At 66.1% G+C, this 19,462-nt stretch carries 18 protein-coding genes; 11 read left to right on the top strand and 7 right to left on the bottom strand.

Features of this window, described 5'->3' with window-relative positions; genetic code table 11:
* Position 1 precedes the first annotated feature (1 nt).
* From CG716_RS10475 to fadD1, 6 genes are read left to right on the top strand one after another with little or no spacing between them, the layout of a single operon-like run.
* The gene (locus tag CG716_RS10475) at positions 2–1,108 is read left to right on the top strand and encodes an acyl-CoA dehydrogenase family protein (RefSeq protein WP_094479159.1); all 1,107 of its coding nucleotides are present in this window, start codon (positions 2–4) and stop codon (positions 1,106–1,108) included.
* A complete protein-coding gene (locus tag CG716_RS10480) occupies positions 1,105–1,602 on the top strand; it encodes a MaoC family dehydratase (RefSeq protein WP_094479161.1) in 498 nt (165 codons plus the stop codon). The genes CG716_RS10475 and CG716_RS10480 overlap by 4 nt, the downstream gene beginning before the upstream one ends.
* Positions 1,599–2,036 (top strand): MaoC/PaaZ C-terminal domain-containing protein, encoded by a 438-nt coding sequence (locus tag CG716_RS10485; RefSeq protein ID WP_094479163.1) that lies wholly within the window; start codon positions 1,599–1,601, stop codon positions 2,034–2,036. The genes CG716_RS10480 and CG716_RS10485 overlap by 4 nt, the downstream gene beginning before the upstream one ends.
* Positions 2,036–3,235 carry a thiolase family protein gene (locus tag CG716_RS10490; RefSeq protein WP_094479165.1) on the top strand — a complete coding sequence of 400 codons (1,200 nt, stop codon included), beginning with the start codon at positions 2,036–2,038 and terminating at the stop codon, positions 3,233–3,235. The genes CG716_RS10485 and CG716_RS10490 overlap by 1 nt, the downstream gene beginning before the upstream one ends.
* A complete protein-coding gene (locus CG716_RS10495) occupies positions 3,235–3,648 on the top strand; it encodes a Zn-ribbon domain-containing OB-fold protein (RefSeq protein ID WP_094479167.1) in 414 nt (137 codons plus the stop codon). The genes CG716_RS10490 and CG716_RS10495 overlap by 1 nt, the downstream gene beginning before the upstream one ends.
* Complete coding sequence (gene fadD1, locus CG716_RS10500) at positions 3,645–5,237, top strand: fatty-acid--CoA ligase FadD1 (RefSeq protein ID WP_094479169.1); 1,593 nt, start codon at positions 3,645–3,647, stop codon at positions 5,235–5,237. Before CG716_RS10495 ends, fadD1 begins: the two co-directional genes overlap by 4 nt.
* On the opposite strand, the gene CG716_RS10505 is transcribed toward fadD1, so the two are convergent.
* From CG716_RS10505 to sdhC, 4 genes are read right to left on the bottom strand one after another with little or no spacing between them, the layout of a single operon-like run.
* Positions 5,209–6,012, bottom strand: coding sequence for a succinate dehydrogenase iron-sulfur subunit (locus CG716_RS10505; protein ID WP_094479171.1), 804 nt, complete (start codon positions 6,010–6,012; stop codon positions 5,209–5,211). The two genes, fadD1 and CG716_RS10505, sit on opposite strands and share 29 nt — an antisense overlap.
* A gap of 16 nt (positions 6,013–6,028) precedes the next feature.
* A complete protein-coding gene (sdhA, locus tag CG716_RS10510; RefSeq protein WP_094479173.1) occupies positions 6,029–7,783 on the bottom strand; it encodes a succinate dehydrogenase flavoprotein subunit in 1,755 nt (584 codons plus the stop codon).
* Between the two features lie 36 nt (positions 7,784–7,819).
* Entirely contained in the window at positions 7,820–8,281 is a 462-nt protein-coding gene (locus tag CG716_RS10515; protein ID WP_094479175.1) for a succinate dehydrogenase hydrophobic membrane anchor subunit, read from the bottom strand.
* Complete coding sequence (gene sdhC / locus CG716_RS10520; RefSeq protein WP_094479430.1) at positions 8,278–8,700, bottom strand: succinate dehydrogenase, cytochrome b556 subunit; 423 nt, start codon at positions 8,698–8,700, stop codon at positions 8,278–8,280. The genes CG716_RS10515 and sdhC overlap by 4 nt, the downstream gene beginning before the upstream one ends.
* Positions 8,701–8,879: 179 nt before the next feature.
* On the opposite strand from sdhC, the gene CG716_RS10525 reads away from it, so the two are divergent.
* From CG716_RS10525 to CG716_RS10540, 4 genes are all read left to right on the top strand, one after another.
* Positions 8,880–9,293, top strand: coding sequence for a cytidine deaminase (locus CG716_RS10525; protein ID WP_094479177.1), 414 nt, complete (start codon positions 8,880–8,882; stop codon positions 9,291–9,293).
* Positions 9,290–10,588 (top strand): thymidine phosphorylase, encoded by a 1,299-nt coding sequence (locus tag CG716_RS10530; protein WP_094479179.1) that lies wholly within the window; start codon positions 9,290–9,292, stop codon positions 10,586–10,588. Before CG716_RS10525 ends, CG716_RS10530 begins: the two co-directional genes overlap by 4 nt.
* Entirely contained in the window at positions 10,588–11,676 is a 1,089-nt protein-coding gene (locus tag CG716_RS10535; RefSeq protein WP_094479181.1) for an adenosine deaminase, read from the top strand. The genes CG716_RS10530 and CG716_RS10535 overlap by 1 nt, the downstream gene beginning before the upstream one ends.
* 165 nt (positions 11,677–11,841) lie before the next feature.
* On the top strand, positions 11,842–15,039 hold the full coding sequence (locus tag CG716_RS10540) for an MMPL/RND family transporter (RefSeq protein ID WP_094479183.1): 3,198 nt from the start codon (positions 11,842–11,844) through the stop codon (positions 15,037–15,039).
* Here the strand turns inward: CG716_RS10540 and CG716_RS10545 are convergent.
* The 3 genes from CG716_RS10545 to CG716_RS10555 form a co-directional block, all read right to left on the bottom strand.
* Positions 15,011–16,033 carry a Gfo/Idh/MocA family oxidoreductase gene (locus CG716_RS10545; RefSeq protein ID WP_094479185.1) on the bottom strand — a complete coding sequence of 341 codons (1,023 nt, stop codon included), beginning with the start codon at positions 16,031–16,033 and terminating at the stop codon, positions 15,011–15,013. The genes CG716_RS10540 and CG716_RS10545 overlap by 29 nt on opposite strands.
* On the bottom strand, positions 16,030–16,875 hold the full coding sequence (locus CG716_RS29870; protein ID WP_094479187.1) for a phytanoyl-CoA dioxygenase family protein: 846 nt from the start codon (positions 16,873–16,875) through the stop codon (positions 16,030–16,032). Before CG716_RS29870 ends, CG716_RS10545 begins: the two co-directional genes overlap by 4 nt.
* Before the next feature lie 144 nt (positions 16,876–17,019).
* Positions 17,020–17,619 (bottom strand): class I SAM-dependent methyltransferase, encoded by a 600-nt coding sequence (locus CG716_RS10555; protein WP_094479189.1) that lies wholly within the window; start codon positions 17,617–17,619, stop codon positions 17,020–17,022.
* Positions 17,620–17,953: 334 nt separating this feature from the next.
* On the opposite strand from CG716_RS10555, the gene CG716_RS10560 reads away from it, so the two are divergent.
* The gene (locus CG716_RS10560) at positions 17,954–19,459 is read left to right on the top strand and encodes a PE-PPE domain-containing protein (RefSeq protein WP_234817792.1); all 1,506 of its coding nucleotides are present in this window, start codon (positions 17,954–17,956) and stop codon (positions 19,457–19,459) included.
* Positions 19,460–19,462: the final 3 nt, after the last annotated feature.

The following is a 19,462-nucleotide window of genomic DNA, read 5'->3' on the forward strand; positions in this document are numbered from 1 at the left end:
CATGAAACTCGTTGCCGGACAAGATGAGCGCGATCTGGCGTCTAGCCTGCGCGGGCTGCTGAGCGCGGGCCGTGACGACCTGTGGGGCGATCTGGCCGCGGCGGGAGTGATGGGACTCGGCCTGCCCGAATGTCACGGCGGCGCCGGCGGCACACTCTCGGATCTCGGGATCTTCGCGCGCGAGGCCGGCCGGGCGCTCTGCCCGGTGCGGGTACACAGCACCACGATCGCCGCACACGCGCTCTACGTCATCGGCGGTGAGAAGTCCTGCGCCAGATGGCTTCCCGACCTGACCGCGGGGCGCATCGCGGCCACCACCGCGCTGTGGAACCCCACCGACGCGTCCGATGTGACCGCCACCATGCGCGCCGACCAAGCCAAAGACGGCAGCTGGCGGCTCACCGGCACCGCCGACTTCGTCACCGACGCCGACACCGCCGACGTGATCGTCATCTCGGGATTCGACAAGTCGGGCAACACCGTCGGATTCGTCGTCGGGTTGCGCAACGAGGGCGTGACGCTGCGACCGCTGGCGCTGATGGGCGGACACCACGCATCGGTGGTCCGCTTCGACGACGTCTCGGTCGACGACGTGCTCAACGAGGGTGTTTCCCCCGGCCGCGACGAGTTACGCAGGATCGCCAACACCGCGGTGGCTTTGACGTCACTGGACCTGGTGGGGGTTGGCGAAGCGGTGCTCGAACGCACCGTGCGCTACACCACGCTGCGGCATCAGTTCGGCCGGCCGATCGCCTCGTTCCAGGCCGCCCAGCACGTCGTGGCCGATATGCACATCGCGCTGGCGGCGGCGCGGCTGGCCGCCCAGTCCGCAGTGCACGCGATCGGCCAGGGGCGCACTGCCATCCGTGAAACCGCGATCGCCCGAATGCAATCCGCCACCGCGGCCAAGTGGGCCACACTCGACGCCCACCAGTTGCACGGCGGAATGGGATACGTGGTGGAGACCGACCTCTACCTGTGGTCGGAACGCGCAAGGGTGCTGTCCACCCTCGGCGGAGGTGCCGACATCGCCGCACTCTGGTTTGACGACGACACCGTCGGGCGTGCCGCGGTCGGCGATCGGTTGCGGCGCAAGGACGGCCAATGAGCTCTCACCTGATCGACCCGGAGACCGCGGCGCGCGTGGGCACGGTCGCGGCGACCGCGAGCGGAGAAGTGATCAAGCGGGACTGGCAGCGCTGGGCTGCTGCCGTCGGCGACGACAACCCACTGTGGTTCGACCCGGACTACGCCCGTGCCAGCGGCTATCGCGATGTCATCTGCCCACCGCTGTATCTGCAATACGCCGTCCTCGGTGTGAGCCGGTTGCCGGGCCTGCGCCGCGACGGTTCGTCCGGTGCCGTCACGGGCAGCCTGGCCTTCCCCAAGGCGCCGCGGCGGATGGCCGGCGGTGAGAGTACGACGTTTCACCTGCCCGCGTACCACCGCGACGAGATCGAGATGGTCCGCACCATCGAATCGGTGGTCGAAAAGGAAGGTCGCTCAGGGCGATTCGTCCTGGTCACCTGGCACACCGTCTACCGCAACCAACGCGACGAGTTGATAGCCGAGGCCTCCACGTCGATGATTGCCCGACCATGACCCAGCTCTTCTACGACGACGTCGCGGCCGGCGATACGCTGCCCGAGCTCGATGTCACCGTCGACGAGACGCAGATGTTCTTCTTCAGCGCGGCCACCTACAACGGTCACCGGATCCATTACGACAAGGATTGGGCCCGCGGCGAGGAAGGGTATGACGACATCCTGGTGCAGGGCCCGTTGCAGGCGGCGCTGCTGGCCCGGGCGATCACTGACTGGATCGGTGGCCGCGGCCGGCTCGTGCACTATTCGGTGCAGAACCGCGGCGTGGCCTTTCCCGGTCAGCTGCTGACCTTCGGCGGCACCGTCACCGGCAAGCGGATGGACGGCGGCCGCGGCCTGGTCGACCTGGACATCGCCGGGCGGCGGGAGCCGGACATCCTGATGCCCGGTACCGCCACCGTGGAACTTCCTGTCCGGCAGAAGGATTCCTGATGCGGCTAGCAGGCGAGGCGGCGATCGTCGGGATCGCCGAGCTGCCCGCTGAACGTAAGCCGACCCGGCCCGAACAATTCACCCTCGACCAGTACGCGGCACTGGCCAACATGGTGGTCGACGACGCCGGCCTGGACGCGGGCGTGGTCAACGGGTTGATCTCGCACGGGTTGTCCGAATCGGACATGTTCGTTCCGGCCACGCTGTCGGAATACCTCGGACTGCCTATCGATTTCGGCGAGCGGGTGGATCTGGGCGGGGCCACGTCGGCTGCCATGGTGTGGCGCGCAGCCGTCGCCGTGGAACTCGGGCTGTGCGACGCGGTGCTGGCCGTGCTGCCCGGTTCACGAGCCCTGCCGCGCTCGGCGCGCCGAGCGCCGGTGGCACCGAGTTGGTATGGGGCGTCGAGCAACAACTACGGCTCGCCGCAGGCCGAATACGAGATCCCCTACGGCAACGTCGGGCAGAACGCCCCGTTCGCCCAGATCGCGCAGCGCTACGGCGCCCAGTACGGCTATGACCCGTCGGCACTGGCCAAGATCGTGGTGGACCAGCGCACCAACGCCTGTGCCCACCCGGGTGCGGTGTTCCACGGAACGCCGATCACCGAAGCCGACGTGCTCGGCAGCCCGATGATCGCCGACCCCATCCGCATGTTGGAGATCGTGATGCCGGTGCACGGTGGTACCGGCGTGCTGGTCGCCAATGCCGACTTGGCGCGCAAATCCCGCCATCGGCCGGTGTGGATCAAAGGATTCGGGGAGCACATCTCGTTCAAGACCACGACCTACGCCCAGGATCCGATGGTCACCCCGATCGCGCGCTCGGCGCAGCGAGCCTTCGCGATGGCGGGGTTGAGCCCGGCCGACGTCGACATCGCCTCGATCTACGACTGCTACACCATCACCGTGCTGATGACGCTGGAGGACGCGGGGTTCTGCCCGAAGGGACAGGGCATGACGTGGATCAGGGACCGCGACTTGACCTTCCGCGGTGACTTCCCGCTGAACACCGCCGGTGGTCAGCTGTCCTATGGACAGGCCGGAATGTCGGGCGGCATGCACCATGTCGTCGACGCCGCCCGCCAGCTGATGGGGCGTTCGGCCGCGGCCCAGGTCCGCGACGCCAACACCGCGTTCGTCGCTGGCACCGGCGGCATCATGAGCGAGCAAGTGGCCCTGGTTCTGGGAGGCGACTGATGGCTGAACCGCTGCCGGTACCCGAACCCACCCCGGTGTCCCAACCGTTCTGGGACGGCCTGGCCGCGTGCAAGATCCTCCTGCAGTACTCGCCGTCGGCGGGTCGTTACGTGTTCTACCCGCGCACCCTGGCCCCGGGAACCCTGGCCGACGACCTGGAGTGGCGCGAAATCGACGGTGCGGCAACGCTGTACACCTACACTGTGGCGCGGCGGCCGACCGGGCCGCCGTGGGCTGATGCGCTGCCGCAGCTGCCGGCGGTGGTGCAGTGGGATGTCGGCCCGCGGTTCTCCACCGAACTGGTGGACGTCGACCCGGCCGACATCCGCATCGGGATGCGCGTGACCCCGGTGTTCTACGACATTCCCGGCGCCGGGGTGACCCTGCTGCGCTATCGCCCGGTCGACGCATGATCGACACCGTCCAGAAGCTGTTACGCGGCCGGATGGAGGACGACTCCGCCGCTGTCATCTCAGCGGAGCGCAGCTGGACGTGGCGCGAATATCTTGCCGAGGCGGCCGCGGAAGCCTCCGCGCTGCTGGCGATGATCGACCCGGACCGGCCGCTGCATATCGGTGCGCTACTGACGAATTCACCGGCCTATGTGCGTTCGATGGCGGCCGCCGCTCTGGGTGGCTACGTGCTCTGCGGTATCAACACGACCCGCCGCGGCGAGGGGCTGGCCTCCGATATCCGACGCTCGGACTGCCAGCTGCTGCTCGTCGACCCCGACCACGCCGCGCTGCTCGACGGGTTGGACATCGGGGGTATCACCGTGCTCGACGTAACAGGACCGCGGTACACCGAGTCCGTAACGGCCGCGGAACCGCTTGTCCCGCAAGAGGTCAGCGGCACCGACCCTTTCATGATGATCTTCACCTCCGGCACCAGCGGTAACCCCAAGGCGGTGCCCTTTGTTCACGCGATGAGCGTGATGTGCGGGATGAGCCTGGTCGCCCAGATGGACATCACCGCCGACGACGTGTGTTACCTCGCCATGCCACTGTTCCACTCGAACGGAGTGGCCGTCGGCTTCTCGGTGGCGATCACCGCCGGAGCGGCGATGGTGCCGGTGAAGTTCTCCGTGTCCCGGCTGCTCCCGGACCTGCGCCGCTTCGGTGTCACGTTCATGAACTACGTCGGCAAGCCACTGGCGCTGGTGCTGGCGACCCCCGAGCAACCCGACGACGCCGACAACCCGCTACGCGTCATGTACGGCAACGAGGCCACCGAGCGCGACATCGCCGAATTCTCCCGGCGGTTCGGCTGCCGCATCATCGACGGCTTCGGCTCCAGCGAGTTCGCCGTGGTCGTCGTGCGCGAGGACGGCACCCCGCCGGGTTCGATCGGCAAAGGCTGGGGCGGAGTGGCGATCTACCACCCCGACACCGTAACCGAGTGCGCCACTGCCGTTTTCGACGACAACGGGGCACTGCTCAACGTCGATGACGCGGTCGGGGAGCTGGTCAACACCACCGGCTCGGGACCCTTCACCGGCTACTACAACGACCCGGCGGCCACCTCCGAGCGGCTGCGGCACGGCATGTACTGGACGGGCGACCTCGCCTACAAAGACGCCAACGACTGGATCTATCTGGCGGGCCGTACGTCGGACTGGATGCGAGTCGACGGGGAAAACATGGCCGCCGCGCCGATCGAGCGGATCCTGTTGCGGCTGCCGCAACTCAACCAAGTGGCGGTCTACGCTGTGCCCGACGAGCAAGTCGGTGACCAGGTGATGGCCGCAGTCGTTCTGCGCCAAGGCCAGTCACTGACGCCCGAGGAGTTCGAGGCATTCCTCGCCGAGCAGGCCGACCTGTCGCCGAAGGCGTGGCCCACGTTCGTCCGCATCAACGACGACCTGCCGCAGACCGCCACCAACAAGATCCTCAAGCGGGAGTTGAGCGCCGCCGGCCCGACCGCTGGCGGTGGAGTGCTCTGGCAGCGGCCCGCCCGCTCAACCACCTATCAGGTCAGCGCGCGAACATCAGCGCGCGCTTGACCTCCTGGATCGCCTTGGTGACCTCGATCCCGCGCGGGCAGGCATCCGTGCAGTTGAAGGTCGTGCGGCAACGCCAGACTCCGTCGACTTCGTTGAGGATGTCCAGCCGCTCGGCGGCCCCCTCGTCGCGGCTGTCGAAGATGAAGCGGTGGGCGTTGACAATCGCGGCCGGCCCGAAGTACGACCCCTCGCTCCAATACACCGGGCAGCTCGTGGTGCAGCAGGCGCACAGGATGCACTTGGTCGTGTCGTCGTAGCGGGCGCGGTCGGTGGGGCTCTGGATGCGTTCCCGGGTGGGGGCGTTGCCCGAGGTGATCAGGTACGGCTTCACCGCGCGGTACGCGTCGAAGAACGGCTCCATGTTGACCACCAGATCCTTCTCCACGGCCAGGCCGCGGATTGGCTCGATGGTGATGGTCAGCGGCTTGTCCTTGGGCGCGGAGCCCGCGGAGCGGCCACGGGCCGGGGCTGGCAGCAGGTCACGCATCAGCACCTTGCAGGCCAGCCGGTTCACGCCGTTGATCCGCATCGCATCTGAGCCGCACACCCCGTGGGCGCACGAACGGCGGAACGTCAGGGTGCCGTCCAGATAGCTCTTGACGTAGATCAGCAGGTTCAGCAGCCGATCCGATGGCAGGCAGGGCACGCGGAAGCTCTGGTACCCGGCGCCGTCGGGATCCTCCGGGTTGAACCGGGCGATCTTCAGCGTCACCATCACCGCGCCGTCCGGGATCGGCGGCAGCGCAGGCTCTTTCAGATCAGGTGCGATCGTCATCAGGCGGAGTCCTTCATTAATACTTACGCTCCATCGGCTCGTAGCGGGTCTGCACGACGGGCTTGTAGTCCAGCCTGATGTCGCTGAGAAGATCCGCGCCTTCCTTGTAGGCCATGGTGTGTCGCATGTAGTTGGTGTCGTCCCGGTTGGGGTAGTCCTCGCGGGCGTGCCCGCCGCGGGATTCCTTGCGGTTCAACGCACCGACGACCGTCACCTCCGCCAGTTCCAGCAGGAAGCCCAGCTCGATGGCCTCCAGTAGGTCGCTGTTGTAGCGTTTTCCCTTGTCGTGCACTGAGATTCGGGAGTAGCGCTCCTTGAGGGCGTGAATGTCTGTCAGCGCCTGCTTGAGTGTCTCCTCGGTGCGGAACACCGCGGCGTTGTTGTCCATCGACTGCTGTAGCGCGGAACGGATGTCGGCGACCCGCTCGTTGCCGTGCTCGGACAGAATGTCGGCGACCCAGTTCACCACCATCCCGGCCGGCGCGTCGGGCAGGTCGACGAAGTCGTGCCCCATGGCGTAGTTGGCCGCCGAGATTCCGGCGCGGCGGCCGAACACGTTGATGTCGAGCAGCGAGTTGGTGCCGAGCCGGTTGGCCCCGTGCACCGACACACAGGCACATTCGCCGGCGGCGTACAGGCCCGGCACCGTTGTGGTGTTGTCGCGCAACACCTGTCCGGTGATGGTGGTCGGGATCCCTCCCATGACGTAATGACAGGTCGGGTAGACGGGCACAAGTTCCTTCACCGGGTCGACGCCGAGGTAGGTACGCGCGAACTCGGTGATATCAGGCAGCTTGGCCTCGAGCACATCTGCGCCGAGGTGGCGAACGTCGATGTAGACGTAGTCCTTGTGCGGCCCGGCGCCGCGTCCTTCGAGGACCTCCAGCACCATCGAGCGGGCGACGATGTCGCGTGGGGCCAGGTCGACGATCGTGGGGGCGTAGCGCTCCATGAACCGCTCGCCCTCGCCGTTGAGCAGCCGGCCGCCCTCGCCGCGTACCGCTTCGGAGATCAGGATGCCCAGGCCGGCCAGCCCCGTCGGGTGGAACTGGTGAAACTCCATGTCCTCCAAGGGAAGCCCCTTGCGGAAGACGATGCCAAGCCCGTCGCCGGTCAGGGTGTGGGCGTTGGAGGTCGTCTTGTACATCCGTCCCGAGCCACCGGTTGCGAACACGACGGCCTTGGCGTGGAAGACGTGGATCTGCCCGGTCGCCAGCTCGTAGGCGATGACGCCGGTGGCCACCGGACCGCTCGGCGTCTCGGTCAAAGCCAGGTCGAGGACGTAGAACTCGTTGAAGAACTCCACGTCGTGCTTGACGCAGTTTTGGTAGAGCGTCTGCAGGATCATGTGGCCCGTGCGGTCGGCCGCATAACAGGCCCGTCGTACCGGCGCCTTGCCGTGGTCGCGAGTGTGGCCGCCGAAGCGGCGCTGGTCGATGCGGCCCTCGGGGGTGCGGTTGAACGGCATCCCCAGCTTCTCGAGGTCGAGCACCGCGTCGATGGCTTCCTTGCACATGATCTCGACGGCGTCCTGGTCGGCGAGGTAGTCGCCGCCTTTGACGGTGTCGAACGTGTGCCACTCCCAATTGTCCTCTTCGACATTGGCCAGCGCGGCGCACATGCCGCCTTGTGCGGCGCCGGTGTGCGAACGGGTCGGGTACAGCTTGGTCAGCACCGCGGTGCGCACCCGCGGGCCCGCCTCGACGGCGGCGCGCATGCCGGCCCCGCCTGCGCCGACGATGACCACGTCGTAGCGGTGTTCGGTAATCATTTTCGCCTCTACAGTGTCGTCTGGCAGAAATGTCGACTAGGAGATGTTCGGATCGAAGGTCAGCAGCACGTACGTACCCACGACGAGCACGATGAGCAGCGAGACCACCAGCAGCGAGTTGAGCCAGAACTTGGTGGAGTCCTTGCGCGCGTAGTCGCCGATGATGGTGCGGATCCCGTTGCCGCCGTGCAGCTGGGCCAGCCACAGCAGCAACAGGTCCCAGGTCTGCCAGAACGGTGAGGCCCAGCGCTGGGCGACGTAGTTGAAGTCGATGCGGTACACACCGCCGTCCCACATCAGCCCGATGAACAGGTGACCTAGCGCCAGGAAGATCAGGACGACGCCGGAGAAGCGCATGAACAGCCACGCGTACTTCTCGAAGTTGGGCATGCCGGAGCGGCGGCGCGGGGTGCGCGGATTGTCCAGCCCGGCCGGGCGGTCGTGGTTGCGTTCCAGAATCGGGGCCGGCGGTCCGAGGCGATTTTCGGGCGCGCTCACAGGAATCGCTCCGCCATGTGCATGCCGATGATCACCAGCGACGGCACCATCACCAGCAGCCAGACCGCGGCGACTGCCCACAGCATCTGGCGTTGATAGCGCGGGCCCTTCCACCAGAAGTCGATGAGGATGATCCGCACGCCATTGAGCGCGTGGTAGAGCAGCGCGGCCACCAGGCCGATCTCCATCAAGCCGACGATCGGGGTCTTGTAGGTGTTGACGACCTCGTTGTAGGCCTGCGGACTGACGCGGACCAGGGCAGTGTCCAGCACGTGGACGAAGAGGAAGAAGAAGATCGTCGCGCCGGTGATGCGGTGCAGCACCCACGACCACATTCCGGGGTCGCCGCGATAAAGGGTGCGCCGCCGGCGGGTCGACTTGTCGCGTGGACCCGGCACGACCGGTGCCGCTGTACTCATCAGCGCCTCCAACACCATCGTTGCGTTTGGGTGGACTCTAACTCCGTTTGTACTGTCGAAAGAACTACCGTGACTGGACAAGATGCGGCTGGACGGCTGATTTGGCCGGCCGACCGCCGCCGGGCGACTTTTTCGAGGCGGTTGGTGAATGCATTCAGTAGGAGAGTGGTGAGCAGCGCATGACAACCGAAGCAGAATGGAATTCATTGCGCACCAATGCAATCGAGGCATCCAGCCACGCCTACGCACCGTATTCGCGGTTCCCGGTCGGGGCAGCGGCGCTGGTCGATGACGGCCGTGTGGTGACTGGCTGCAATGTGGAGAATGTCTCATATGGCCTAGGTCTCTGTGCCGAGTGCGCGGTGGTCTGCGCACTGGTTTCCGGTGGCGGCGGACGCCTGATCGCGGTGGCCGTGGTGGACGCCACCGGGGCGGCGCTGATGCCGTGCGGACGATGCCGTCAGCTGCTTTTCGAGCACGGCGGCCCGGAACTGCTGGTCGATCACCGCGACGGCCCACGCCGGCTGGCCGAGCTGCTACCCGACGCCTTCGGCCCCGACGACCTGGCCCGGGTGGAGCGGGAAAACCCGTGACGGAGTTCACATTCGACGCTCCCACCGTCATCAGGACCAAGCGCGACGGCGACCGGCTGGCCGACGAGGCCATCGATTGGGTGATCGACGCCTACACCCATGGGCGGGTGGCCGACGAGCAGATGTCGGCGCTGCTGATGGCGATCTTCCTGCGTGGAATGGATCGCAGCGAGATCTCCCGGTGGACGACGGCGATGATCGCCTCCGGCGAGCGCCTTGATTTCAGCGACCTGCGTCGCGACGGGCGTCGGGTGCCGACTGTCGACAAGCATTCCACCGGCGGGGTTGGCGACAAGATCACCATTCCGCTGGTCGCCGTCATCGCGGCGTGTGGCGCGGCGGTTCCGCAGGCCGCCGGTCGCGGCCTCGGGCATACCGGCGGCACCTTGGACAAGTTGGAGTCGATTCCTGGATTCACCGCCGAGATCACCAAAGCTCAAGTGCGCCAGCAGTTGTCCGAGATCGGTGCGGCCATCTTTGCGGCCGGTAAGCTGGCGCCGGCCGACCGCAAGATCTATGCGCTGCGTGACGTCACGGGCACCGTGGAGTCCTTGCCGCTGATTGCCAGCTCCGTGATGAGCAAAAAACTGGCCGAGGGTGCCGACGCACTGGTGCTCGATGTGAAGGTCGGTCGCGGGGCATTTCTGAAAACCGAAGCCGAGTCGCGGGAGCTGGCGGCCACCATGGTCGAGCTGGGCCTGGCTCAAGGCGTGCCGACGCGGGCACTGCTCACCGATATGGACATCCCGCTCGGTTGCACGGTCGGCAATGCCCTGGAGGTCGCCGAGTCGCTCGAGGTGCTGGCCGGCGGCGGACCCGACGACGTGGTCGAACTGACCGTCCGGCTGGCGGCCGAGATGCTGGACCTGTCCGGGATCGACAGCCGCGACCCGGCCCAGACTCTGCGCGACGGCACCGCGATGGACCGCTTCCGCGCACTGGTGAGCGCCCAGGGTGGCGATGTTCACGCGCAGCTTCCGATCGGTGCCCATTCCGAGACCGTGCTGGCACCCCGAAGCGGCACAATGGGGGACATAGACGCGATGGCGATGGGGCTGACGGTATGGCGGCTCGGCGCGGGCCGGGCCAGCCCGGGGGAACGTGTGCAATTCGGTGCCGGCGTGCGCATTCACCGCCGGCCTGGCGAGCCGGTCTCCGCAGGTGAGCCACTGTTCACGCTGTACACCGACACGCCTGGGCGGATTCCCGCCGCCATGGGCGAACTCGACGGCTCCTGGACCGTCGTCGACTCTCCCCTGGAGCTGCGCCCGTTGATCATCGGTCGGATCGCGTGATGGCCACGCCTCTGACTCTCGCGATGATCCGCCGGGCGCCCAAGGCGCTGCTGCACGATCACCTCGACGGCGGCCTGCGCCCGGCCACCGTCCTCGAGATCGCCGAGCAGACCGGCTACGACGGGTTGCCCGCGACCGACGAGGCCGCGCTGGCCGCGTGGTTTCGTACCGCCGCACACAGCGGGTCGCTGGTGCGCTACCTCGAGCCGTTCGCGCACACCGTCGCCGTCATGCAGACGCCTCAGTCGTTGCACCGGGTGGCCTTCGAATGCGTCGAGGACCTGGCCGCCGACAACGTGGTGTACGCCGAGGTGCGCTTCGCCCCGGAACTACACATCGACCGCGGGCTGTCCCTCGACGAAGTGGTGGATGCGGTGCTGGCCGGTTTCGCTGACGGGGAGAAGGCCGCGGCTGCGGCAGGCCGTCCCATCGTGGTGCGCTGCCTGGTGACCGCCATGCGGCACGCCGCTCGCTCGCTGGGCATCGCCGAGCTGGCGATCCGGTTCCGCGACCGGGGAGTGGTGGGATTCGACATCGCCGGCGCCGAGGCCGGCTACCCACCCACACGTCACCTCGACGCTTTCGAGTACATGCGAACCAACAACGCGCGCTTCACCATTCACGCGGGCGAAGCATTCGGCCTGCCGTCGATCCACGAGGCATTGGCCTACTGTGGAGCCGATCGCCTCGGCCACGGCGTCCGCATCGTCGACGATATCGACGTGCTGCCCGACGGCACGGCCAGGCTGGGCACGCTGGCCGCGATCCTGCGCGACAAGCGAGTTCCGCTGGAGATGTGCCCGAGCTCGAATGTGCAGACCGGCGCGGTCGACAGCATCGCCAGCCACCCCTTCGACCTGCTGGCCCGGCTGCGGTTCCGGGTCACGGTCAACACCGACAACCGGCTGATGAGCGACACCACGATGAGCCAGGAGATGCTGCGCCTGGTGGAGGCGTTCGGCTACGGGTGGAGTGATCTCGAGCGGTTCACCATCAACGCGATGAAGTCGGCCTTCATCCACTTCGACGAGCGGCTGGCCATCATCGACGAGGTGATCAAGCCCCGCTACGCCGTGCTGTTGGGCTAGCCGGCGGGCTGGGACGAGTTTGCTGCGTGACCGGGGTCGGGACCGCGTGCCGCGCGTCGGCACCCAACCGGGCGTACGATCCGAATTGCCGCCGGCCGCGCGCCACGAATTGCCTCGCCACCTCGTGATACATGTCCGGGTGCTCGCGCGATGTAACTTGGTGTGATGTCCAAGCGCGCCGTTTTCAGGGGCGTGTCACCACATAAGCTCCTCACGGGCTTGGGTCGGGTGATCGTTCGCCACCCCCTGCTCGTGATCGCTGCTTGGCTAGTTCTGGCGGGGGCCATGATGGCCTTCATCACCCCGCTCGGGGTCGTCGCGGCGCGCAACCCCCCGGATTTCCTGCCTCAAGATGCTCCGGTGCTGGTGTCGGCGCACAAGATGCAGGACGCGTTTCATGAGGCCAACGCGGGCAATTTCGCCGCGGTCATCCTCAGTAACGAGAACGGACTGACGCCAGCCGACGAGGACACCTACCGCCGGCTCGTCGACAAGCTCAAAGACGACACCAAGCACGTCACGTCGCTCCAGGATTTCGTCCATATCCCGGAACTCAAAGAGGTGATGACCAGCAAGGACCAGAAAGCCTGGAACCTGCCGGTCAGTATGGGTGGCACGATGGGCGCCCCAGACGGCCAGGACTCCTATCGCGCCGTCATGAAGATCGTGGGCGACGAGACCAAGAACTCGACGCTGAAGGTCAACGTGGTGGGCGGCGCCTCGACCATCGAGGACTTGAACGTCATCGGCGCGCGCGACCAGCACATGATCGAGATCGCCACCGTCGGGCTCGTTTTCGTAATCCTGATCCTCGTGTATCGCAGCCTGATCGCCATGCTGATGCCGCTGATCACCATCGGCATTTCGCTGGTGGTCGCACAGCAGGCCGTGGCCGGTCTCGGTGAACTCGGGTTGGGGCTGGGCCCGCAGACCATCATGTTGATGACAGGCATGATCATGGGTGCTGGTGTCGACTACGGCGTCTTTCTGTACAGCCGATATCAGGAGCTCACCAAGACCGGGATGGGGTCCGACGACGCCCTGGTCGAAGCGCTGGTCTCGATCGGCGAGGTGATCGCCGGCTCGGCGGGCACCGTCGCCATCACCTTCCTGGGGATGTCCTTCACCAAACTGGCCATCTTCTCCACCGTCGGCCCGGCCTTGACGGTGACCATTTTCGTCGGCTTCCTGGCCTCGATCACCCTGCTCCCGGCATTCATCGTGCTGGCCGGCCGGCGGGGATGGATCAAACAGCGACGCGACATCACCGGCCGTCTGTGGCGGCGATCCGGCGTCATGATCGTCCGCCGGCCGGTCGCGTTGCTGGTGACCAGCGTCGTGATCCTGGGTGGATTGGCCGCCACCACGTCGGTGATGAAGTTCAACTACGACGATCGCAAGAACCTGCCCCAGGACTCCGCGAGCAACCACGCCTACCAGGTGATGGACAAGCACTTCCCGATCAGCAGCACGTTGCAACAGTTCCTGTTCATCCAATCCCCGAACGACCTGCGCACCCCCAAGGCGCTGGCCGACATGGAGCAGATGGCCGAACGCGTGGCGCAGCTGCCCGATATCGACATGGTCCGCGGTATCACCAGGCCTACCGGCCAGGTGCTCGAGCAGGCAAAGACCACTTATCAGGCCGGTGAAGTCGGCACCAAGCTCGGCGATGCGTCCACCCTCATCCACTCCAACGACGACAACTTGTCCTTGCTCTCGGGCGGCGCCGGCAAGATGGCTGACGTCCTGGGTCAGATCCGCACGCAGGTGGTCGGATCGATCGCCAGTGTTCGCGGATTGACCACTGCGCTGGACGCCATGTCGCAGAAGTACGGCGGGACCAAGACGCTGGACCAGATCGATAAAACCGCCACCCTGGTGACCAGCATGAGATCCCTGGGCGATGCGTTGGGCCTGAGCATCCTGCGGGTGACCAGCATCAGCGACTGGGCCACACCGATGGTCAACGCGTTGAACGTCAGTCCGGAGTGCAATGCCGACCCGGCCTGCGTGAACTCGCGGTCTGACCTGCAGAAGATCGTCGATGCCAGTAACACCGAAGGCGTCCACTCGATCGAGGAATTCGCCCGCGAACTGTCGGCCACCGACGGATCTCAGAGGCTCGACGACTCAGTCCACCAGCTGAGCCAGAACGTGCAGAAGGCCACCGCGGCCGCACGTGCGCTCGGCGTGGGTCAGCCCGGTGGCGTCGAGAAGAAGCTCAATGACGCGGTCCAGGGCGTCAACACGCTTGCGGATTCGAGTCGTCAACTCGCGCTGGGTGTGCAGACCCTCGTCGACCAAACGCGGAATCTCGGGGCGGGTCTGGATCAGGCTTCGTCATTCCTGTTGGCCATGAAGCGGGAGGCGGCCGACCCGCCGATGTCGGGTTTCTACATCCCGCCACAGGTGTTGACGATGGACGAGTTCAAGAAGGCCGCCAACCTGTTTGTCTCCGCGGACGGACATTCGGCGCGGTATCTGATTCAGACGGCACTCAATCCGTTCGGCACCGAGGCGATGGATCAGGTCAAGGACATCGTCGACACCGCGAACGACGCACGGCCCAATACCCAGCTGGCCGGTGCGCAGATCTCGATGGTCGGGTTCTCGTCGATCAACGCCAATATCCGGGACTACTACGACTCCGACTTCGTTTACATCCTGTGCATGACGTTGACCGTGGTCTTCCTGATCCTGCTGGTGCTGCTGCGCGCTATCGTCGCACCGTTGTATCTCGTTCTTTCCGTGGTTCTTTCGTACGGCGCCGCGCTGGGGATCGGCGTCGTGCTGTTCCAGTTCATCCTCGGTGAGGAATTGGCCTGGGGCGTACCGGGAATCGCGTTCATGGTGCTCGTCGCGGTCGGCGCCGATTACAACCTGCTGTTGATCTCACGCATTCGCGATGAGGCGAAATACGGTGTGCGCTCGGCAGTTATCCGCACCGTGGGGGCGACCGGCGGGGTGATCACCTCGGCGGGTCTGATCTTTGCGGCGTCGATGATGGCGCTGACGGTCAGCAGCGTGCTCACCGCGGCTCAGATCGGCTTCGTGATCGGTGTGGGTCTGCTGCTGGATACCTTCCTGGTGCGGACCCTCACGGTGCCGGCGGCGTGCGTGCTTGTCGGCGACGCCAACTGGTGGCCGTCGAAGACGCCGCGGGTGAGGCTGAAGGCTTCGAAGTTGGCGGCCACGGCGGCTGCGGCATCTGCGGCCTCTGCCGCATCGCCGGTGGCGGTGCTCTACGACGAATCCGAGGAGCCGGCCGAAGACATCGATGAGGCGGTCGCAGCGATGGAGCCGGTCGCACAGTTCGACGACGACGATCCGCCTACCGACCTGCACCCCGAAGTCGAATAGCCGCTGCCGGCACCCAGGGTATGCCGCGCGCGGCGAAGCTGACCAGGTTGTCGGCGACGGCATCCTCGAGGTGGTAGCGGCTGTTGACCGGGTCGGCATTCCACAGCGACGAGATCACTTGGCTCAGACCGTCGATGCGGAGCAGGTTGAACTCGGAGTCGTCATCGAGTCCCATGGCGGCCAGCGTTGCGTGATACGGAAGGCCGATCGTGGTCGGTGTCTCGAGACCGTCGATCGCGAACCCGGTCAGGCCAGCGCCGCCTTCGAGGCGAACAAGCCTGGCGCCCGGGGCGTCTCGGATCTCATTGCCCATGGGATGTCCGGTGAGGGTGGTCTTGGCGCCGGTGACGGCGAAGGATCCCTCGCCCTGCCGGTAGGGTTCGTTGACCTCGCCGACCTTGCCGCCCTTGAAGCGGTAGGAGATGTTGACGCCGCCCGGAATGCGTTGACTACGAGCCGAACTCGGTGGCAGAAGGCCCAGCCATGACCTCGCCAGCGCCAGCGCGTGATAGCGATATCCCATCTGGGACATCGAGACTCGGCTCACCTCGCCGAGCGCACCGGATCGGATGGCGTCGCCGACCAAGCGGTACTGCGGCATGTTCATGAAGTCTTCGCCCACCCGGATCTGCTTCCAGCGCCGGAATAGAGCCAGCCGCCCAAGATCATCCAGGCGCCCGACGCCGGGGGTGTCGATGACCAATGCCGCGCCGGGTGCCAGGTGTGCGAGTGATTTCAGGACGGCGAGGTTGTTGGTCACCGTGACCGACACCAGCGCGAGGTCGATATCCCCTGGGCGCAGTGACCGCGGATCCTCTATCGCCTCCACACCCCACCGCTCGCCGGCGGCGCGCGCATTCGCGTAAGTCCGGGAGTGGATTCCGACGATCTCGACGTGGGAATTCTGCAAGCTCAACGCCGGCAGGAACGCGTTGCGAACTCGGTATCCGGAACCGACGACGAGCGCCCGCAGCCGGCTACTGGGCTGGGTCACACAACGCCCGCGGCGGCCAGCACTCGAAAACCGACGGTCTGGGCGCGGATGTAGGTCGCCTGCGCCCGGGACAGCTCGTTCCTGGTCGTCGGGGGCAGCGGGACACCGGCCGGAATCTCGCCGCGGTCCTGCAACGCAGTGGTGGTGCCGACCCGGTTCTCGTCGATGAGGGCGAGCAGCGCCGGATCCGTCAGATGCGCGCGGGCGTCCTGGAACTCCGCCAGCCCGATCCGGTCGTTGGGCAGGCCGGCCGGCTGGAACGAGACCTTCAGGACGCGGCGGCGCAGGGCACCACGGTTCGGCGACGCGCGATGGAAGTAGGACCGGTTCCACATCGCGGCCGTGCCGACGGGGCCGACCAACTGCACCGCGTCGCCGCCGGCGCGCATCCCGTTGTTGGGGCGGTGCGGATAGAACTCGAACGCGCCGTCAACCTCACCGACCGGTGACAGGAGGATGAAGATGCTGATGAAGGACGGGAAGTCGGGGGTGTAGGCGCCGATCGTCTCGGTGTCGCGATGCCAGCCCAGTGGCTTGTCGCGGTGGATGTGCGGCCGGCCCTGATTGGCGGCGATCTCGTAGCAGTGGCAGTGGTAGAGCAAGGCCGAGGGATGGATGCCGGCGATGACCTGACGAACGGGCTCGCTGAAGAGCTCGGCGAAGATCCCGGTCTCGGCCAGCGCATCGGCACTGGCGTACGACCGTCGCTCGCCGTCGGTTCCCGCGAAGATCGGATCCAGGCGGCGATTCCAGTCTTCGATCACCTCGACCGGCCAGAGTCCGGTCAGATCGGCGATGCCCTGGTTTGCCAGCAGGTTGGACAAAGTCAGTGTCGACGTCACCAGTGATACCTCCCTCAGCCCACGACGATAGGCCACGGCCAGCGTGGAAATGAAATCCGAGAACTCACGCTACAGGCTATCGGCGCTGGCTGCGAGGGCCGTTGGTCACCTGAAACCACAAAGTGACGCAGGGGCCGGCGGGGACTATTGCGCGAAGACGAACAGCCGGTGCTGATACCCGTCGACGTTTGCCCAGTTCTCTTCGTGCAGGCTCGTGTAACCCCGCTCCCGGAACAGGGACCGAATGTCCTCTTCGAGGTAGCTGTTCAGCCAGCCGCGACTGATCCGATCGACGGCACCGAGCTTGGTGCGCCGGAATTGATCGTTGCTGTCGGGGCAGCCGTAGGAGATCACCGCGCGGGGCGCGAACGTCGACAGCCAGTCCAGCACCGACGGGACGTCACGCAGGTATTCCAGAACTCCCATGATCACGGCGACGTCGTAGGTGTCCTTGCCCAGGTTGGGCAGCGGACGCTCGTTGAGATCGCAGACGATCGTTCCCGGGCCCCGGTCGACGAGATCAGACGGCGTGTAGGTACACGACGGGTCGAGGTGGCGTTCGATGGCCCGGGTGCCCGCACCGAACTCAATCACCCGGCTGTCTGCCGGTATCAGCTCGGCGGCGCGCGCCGTGCGCGGCTCCCAGTCGGAGTACAGATTCCGGGTATCGGCCCAGCGCTTAACGTCGGTCTTTCGGCGCAGTGCGGCGATGATCCCCAACTTCGGGATGTGCACTCGGCTCACTGAATTGTCACCCCAAGGCTTGTCGTTTTCAGAAGGTTAGCACCCCGCCTTCACGCGACCGGCGGCCGTTTGCGGGAAAGCCTACGCCGGAGTCAATTTTTGACCTGCCTGCTGGGTCGGCCCAATCGCCCGTTTACCCCGGTCTTCCTCAGCGGTTGGTTGTTTGTCGGCTGCGCCGATCCTGTCTTTGCCTGGGATGCTTCGGTGGCTCGATCCGTTTGCTGATAGAGTCTGTCAGGCCTGGTCGGGGCAGGTGCGTTCTCTCGTCGTGCGTGGTTTTGACCGGGATAGGGAGTGGTGACCCGATATGCGCCTAGCAGCTCGCAGCCTGACAGTGACAGTCGCTGCATTCGCAGTGTTTCTGTCCGTGGCCCTGGTGTCGACGACAACGGCGGCCGTCAAGCTTCTGCTCACCGGTACAACGGTTCTCGTCATGGGCGGCACCGGTAACTCCCTGTCTCCCGCTGAGGACACCGACGAGTTCGTCCAGAACTACTTGTCCAGTGCGGTCGGCAATTACGTCGCGCCCGCCTCGACGCTGAGCACCGGTATCCCAGACGGGCCCTACAACGCGGTCGCGGTCGTCACACCCGAACAGTTCGCGCCGAACACCGGCACGCTGACGTTCGACCAGTCGGTGGCCCTGGGTCAGCAGAACCTCGACAACTGCATCAAGGGCACGTCGTGCAACTACAACACGGAGGTGGGATCCGTCGCACCGGCGCCCGGCGACGACTTCGTGGTGTACGGCTTCTCTCAGAGCTCGACCATCGCCACCCTGGAAAAGCGGACACTGGCAGCCGAATACGCCGTCGGCGACGGGCCCGACGTCAGCTTCGTGTTGATCGCCAACGGCAACCGCCCGAACGGCGGGTTCCTCTCGCGGGGGCCGGCCGGCGTCACCATTCCGTGGTTCCTGCAGTTCGGCGGGGCGACGTTCAGCGGGCCGACCCCGACCAACACGCAATACAGCACGGTCGACATCGCCGCTCAGTACGACGGCTGGTCGGACTTCCCGGAGAACCCGCTCAATCTGCTGGCCGATATCAACGCGATGATGGGCATCACCTATTTGCATCTCGGCGGTGTGTACGCCGACACCAGCCTGACCAGTCCGGGCGTCATCGATCAGGGCCAGTACGGCGACACCCACTACTACCTGATATCCACCCCGATCCTCCCGATCCTGATGCCGCTGGAAAACTTCGGCACTCTCGGCTACGCGCTGGCCGACACCCTCGACCCCACGCTGCGGGTGATCATCGAATCGAGCTACGACCGCAGCATCAGCCCTGGCCAGCCGACGTCGTGGAACATCTTCTACGTCGAGAACCCGGTCAAGCTCACCAAGGACTTCATCGAGGCGATCCCAGTCGGTTTGGACAACGGGATCCAGGACCTCTTCGGGGTTCGGCCGTTCCGGACGACGCGGCCCGGCCCGTACGGTGTGGGCGGCCCGGCGGTCACCTACACCGACTCGGAGACGACCGACACCACGAGTGCCAGCTCGACGACAGCGGCGTCCACGAGCACGTCGACGACGACCGGCTCCAGTTCGTCGTCGGATGACTCGGCGTCCTCGACCGATTCCACGGCCTCGACGAGCACGACCGCCGGGGTGGCGCACTTCAAGCCGCGCACCTCAACGACGTCGACAGCGACAACCCCGTCGACGAGCACTACCGCGGCGGCCGCCACGGAGAGCGGTAGCAAGAGCGGCGCCAGTGATTCGTCAAAGTCGTCGGCGTCCGCGAAGTCGTCGGCGTCATCGACATCCTCGACGTCCACGCACAGCGGTGTGGGCTCCTCCAAGCGGGCGAAGGCGAGCTCAAGCAGCTAGACC

Origin of the sequence: Mycolicibacterium sphagni (genome assembly GCF_002250655.1) — a bacterium.
In the GTDB taxonomy this organism is placed as follows: domain Bacteria; phylum Actinomycetota; class Actinomycetes; order Mycobacteriales; family Mycobacteriaceae; genus Mycobacterium; species Mycobacterium sphagni.

Excerpts from the sequence above, each read along its gene's own strand:
- CG716_RS10475 (WP_094479159.1), top strand. The coding sequence starts at position 2 with ATGAAACTCGTTGCCGGACAAGATGAGCGCGATCTGGCGTCTAGCCTG.
- CG716_RS10505 (WP_094479171.1), bottom strand. The coding sequence starts at position 6,012 with ATGACGATCGCACCTGATCTGAAAGAGCCTGCGCTGCCGCCGATCCCG.
- sdhC (WP_094479430.1), bottom strand. The coding sequence starts at position 8,700 with ATGAGTACAGCGGCACCGGTCGTGCCGGGTCCACGCGACAAGTCGACC.
- CG716_RS10540 (WP_094479183.1), top strand. The coding sequence starts at position 11,842 with ATGTCCAAGCGCGCCGTTTTCAGGGGCGTGTCACCACATAAGCTCCTC.
- CG716_RS10480 (WP_094479161.1), top strand. The coding sequence starts at position 1,105 with ATGAGCTCTCACCTGATCGACCCGGAGACCGCGGCGCGCGTGGGCACG.
- CG716_RS10495 (WP_094479167.1), top strand. The coding sequence starts at position 3,235 with ATGGCTGAACCGCTGCCGGTACCCGAACCCACCCCGGTGTCCCAACCG.
- CG716_RS10525 (WP_094479177.1), top strand. The coding sequence starts at position 8,880 with ATGACAACCGAAGCAGAATGGAATTCATTGCGCACCAATGCAATCGAG.
- fadD1 (WP_094479169.1), top strand. The coding sequence starts at position 3,645 with ATGATCGACACCGTCCAGAAGCTGTTACGCGGCCGGATGGAGGACGAC.
- CG716_RS10535 (WP_094479181.1), top strand. The coding sequence starts at position 10,588 with ATGGCCACGCCTCTGACTCTCGCGATGATCCGCCGGGCGCCCAAGGCG.
- CG716_RS10485 (WP_094479163.1), top strand. The coding sequence starts at position 1,599 with ATGACCCAGCTCTTCTACGACGACGTCGCGGCCGGCGATACGCTGCCC.
- sdhA (WP_094479173.1), bottom strand. The coding sequence starts at position 7,783 with ATGATTACCGAACACCGCTACGACGTGGTCATCGTCGGCGCAGGCGGG.
- CG716_RS10490 (WP_094479165.1), top strand. The coding sequence starts at position 2,036 with ATGCGGCTAGCAGGCGAGGCGGCGATCGTCGGGATCGCCGAGCTGCCC.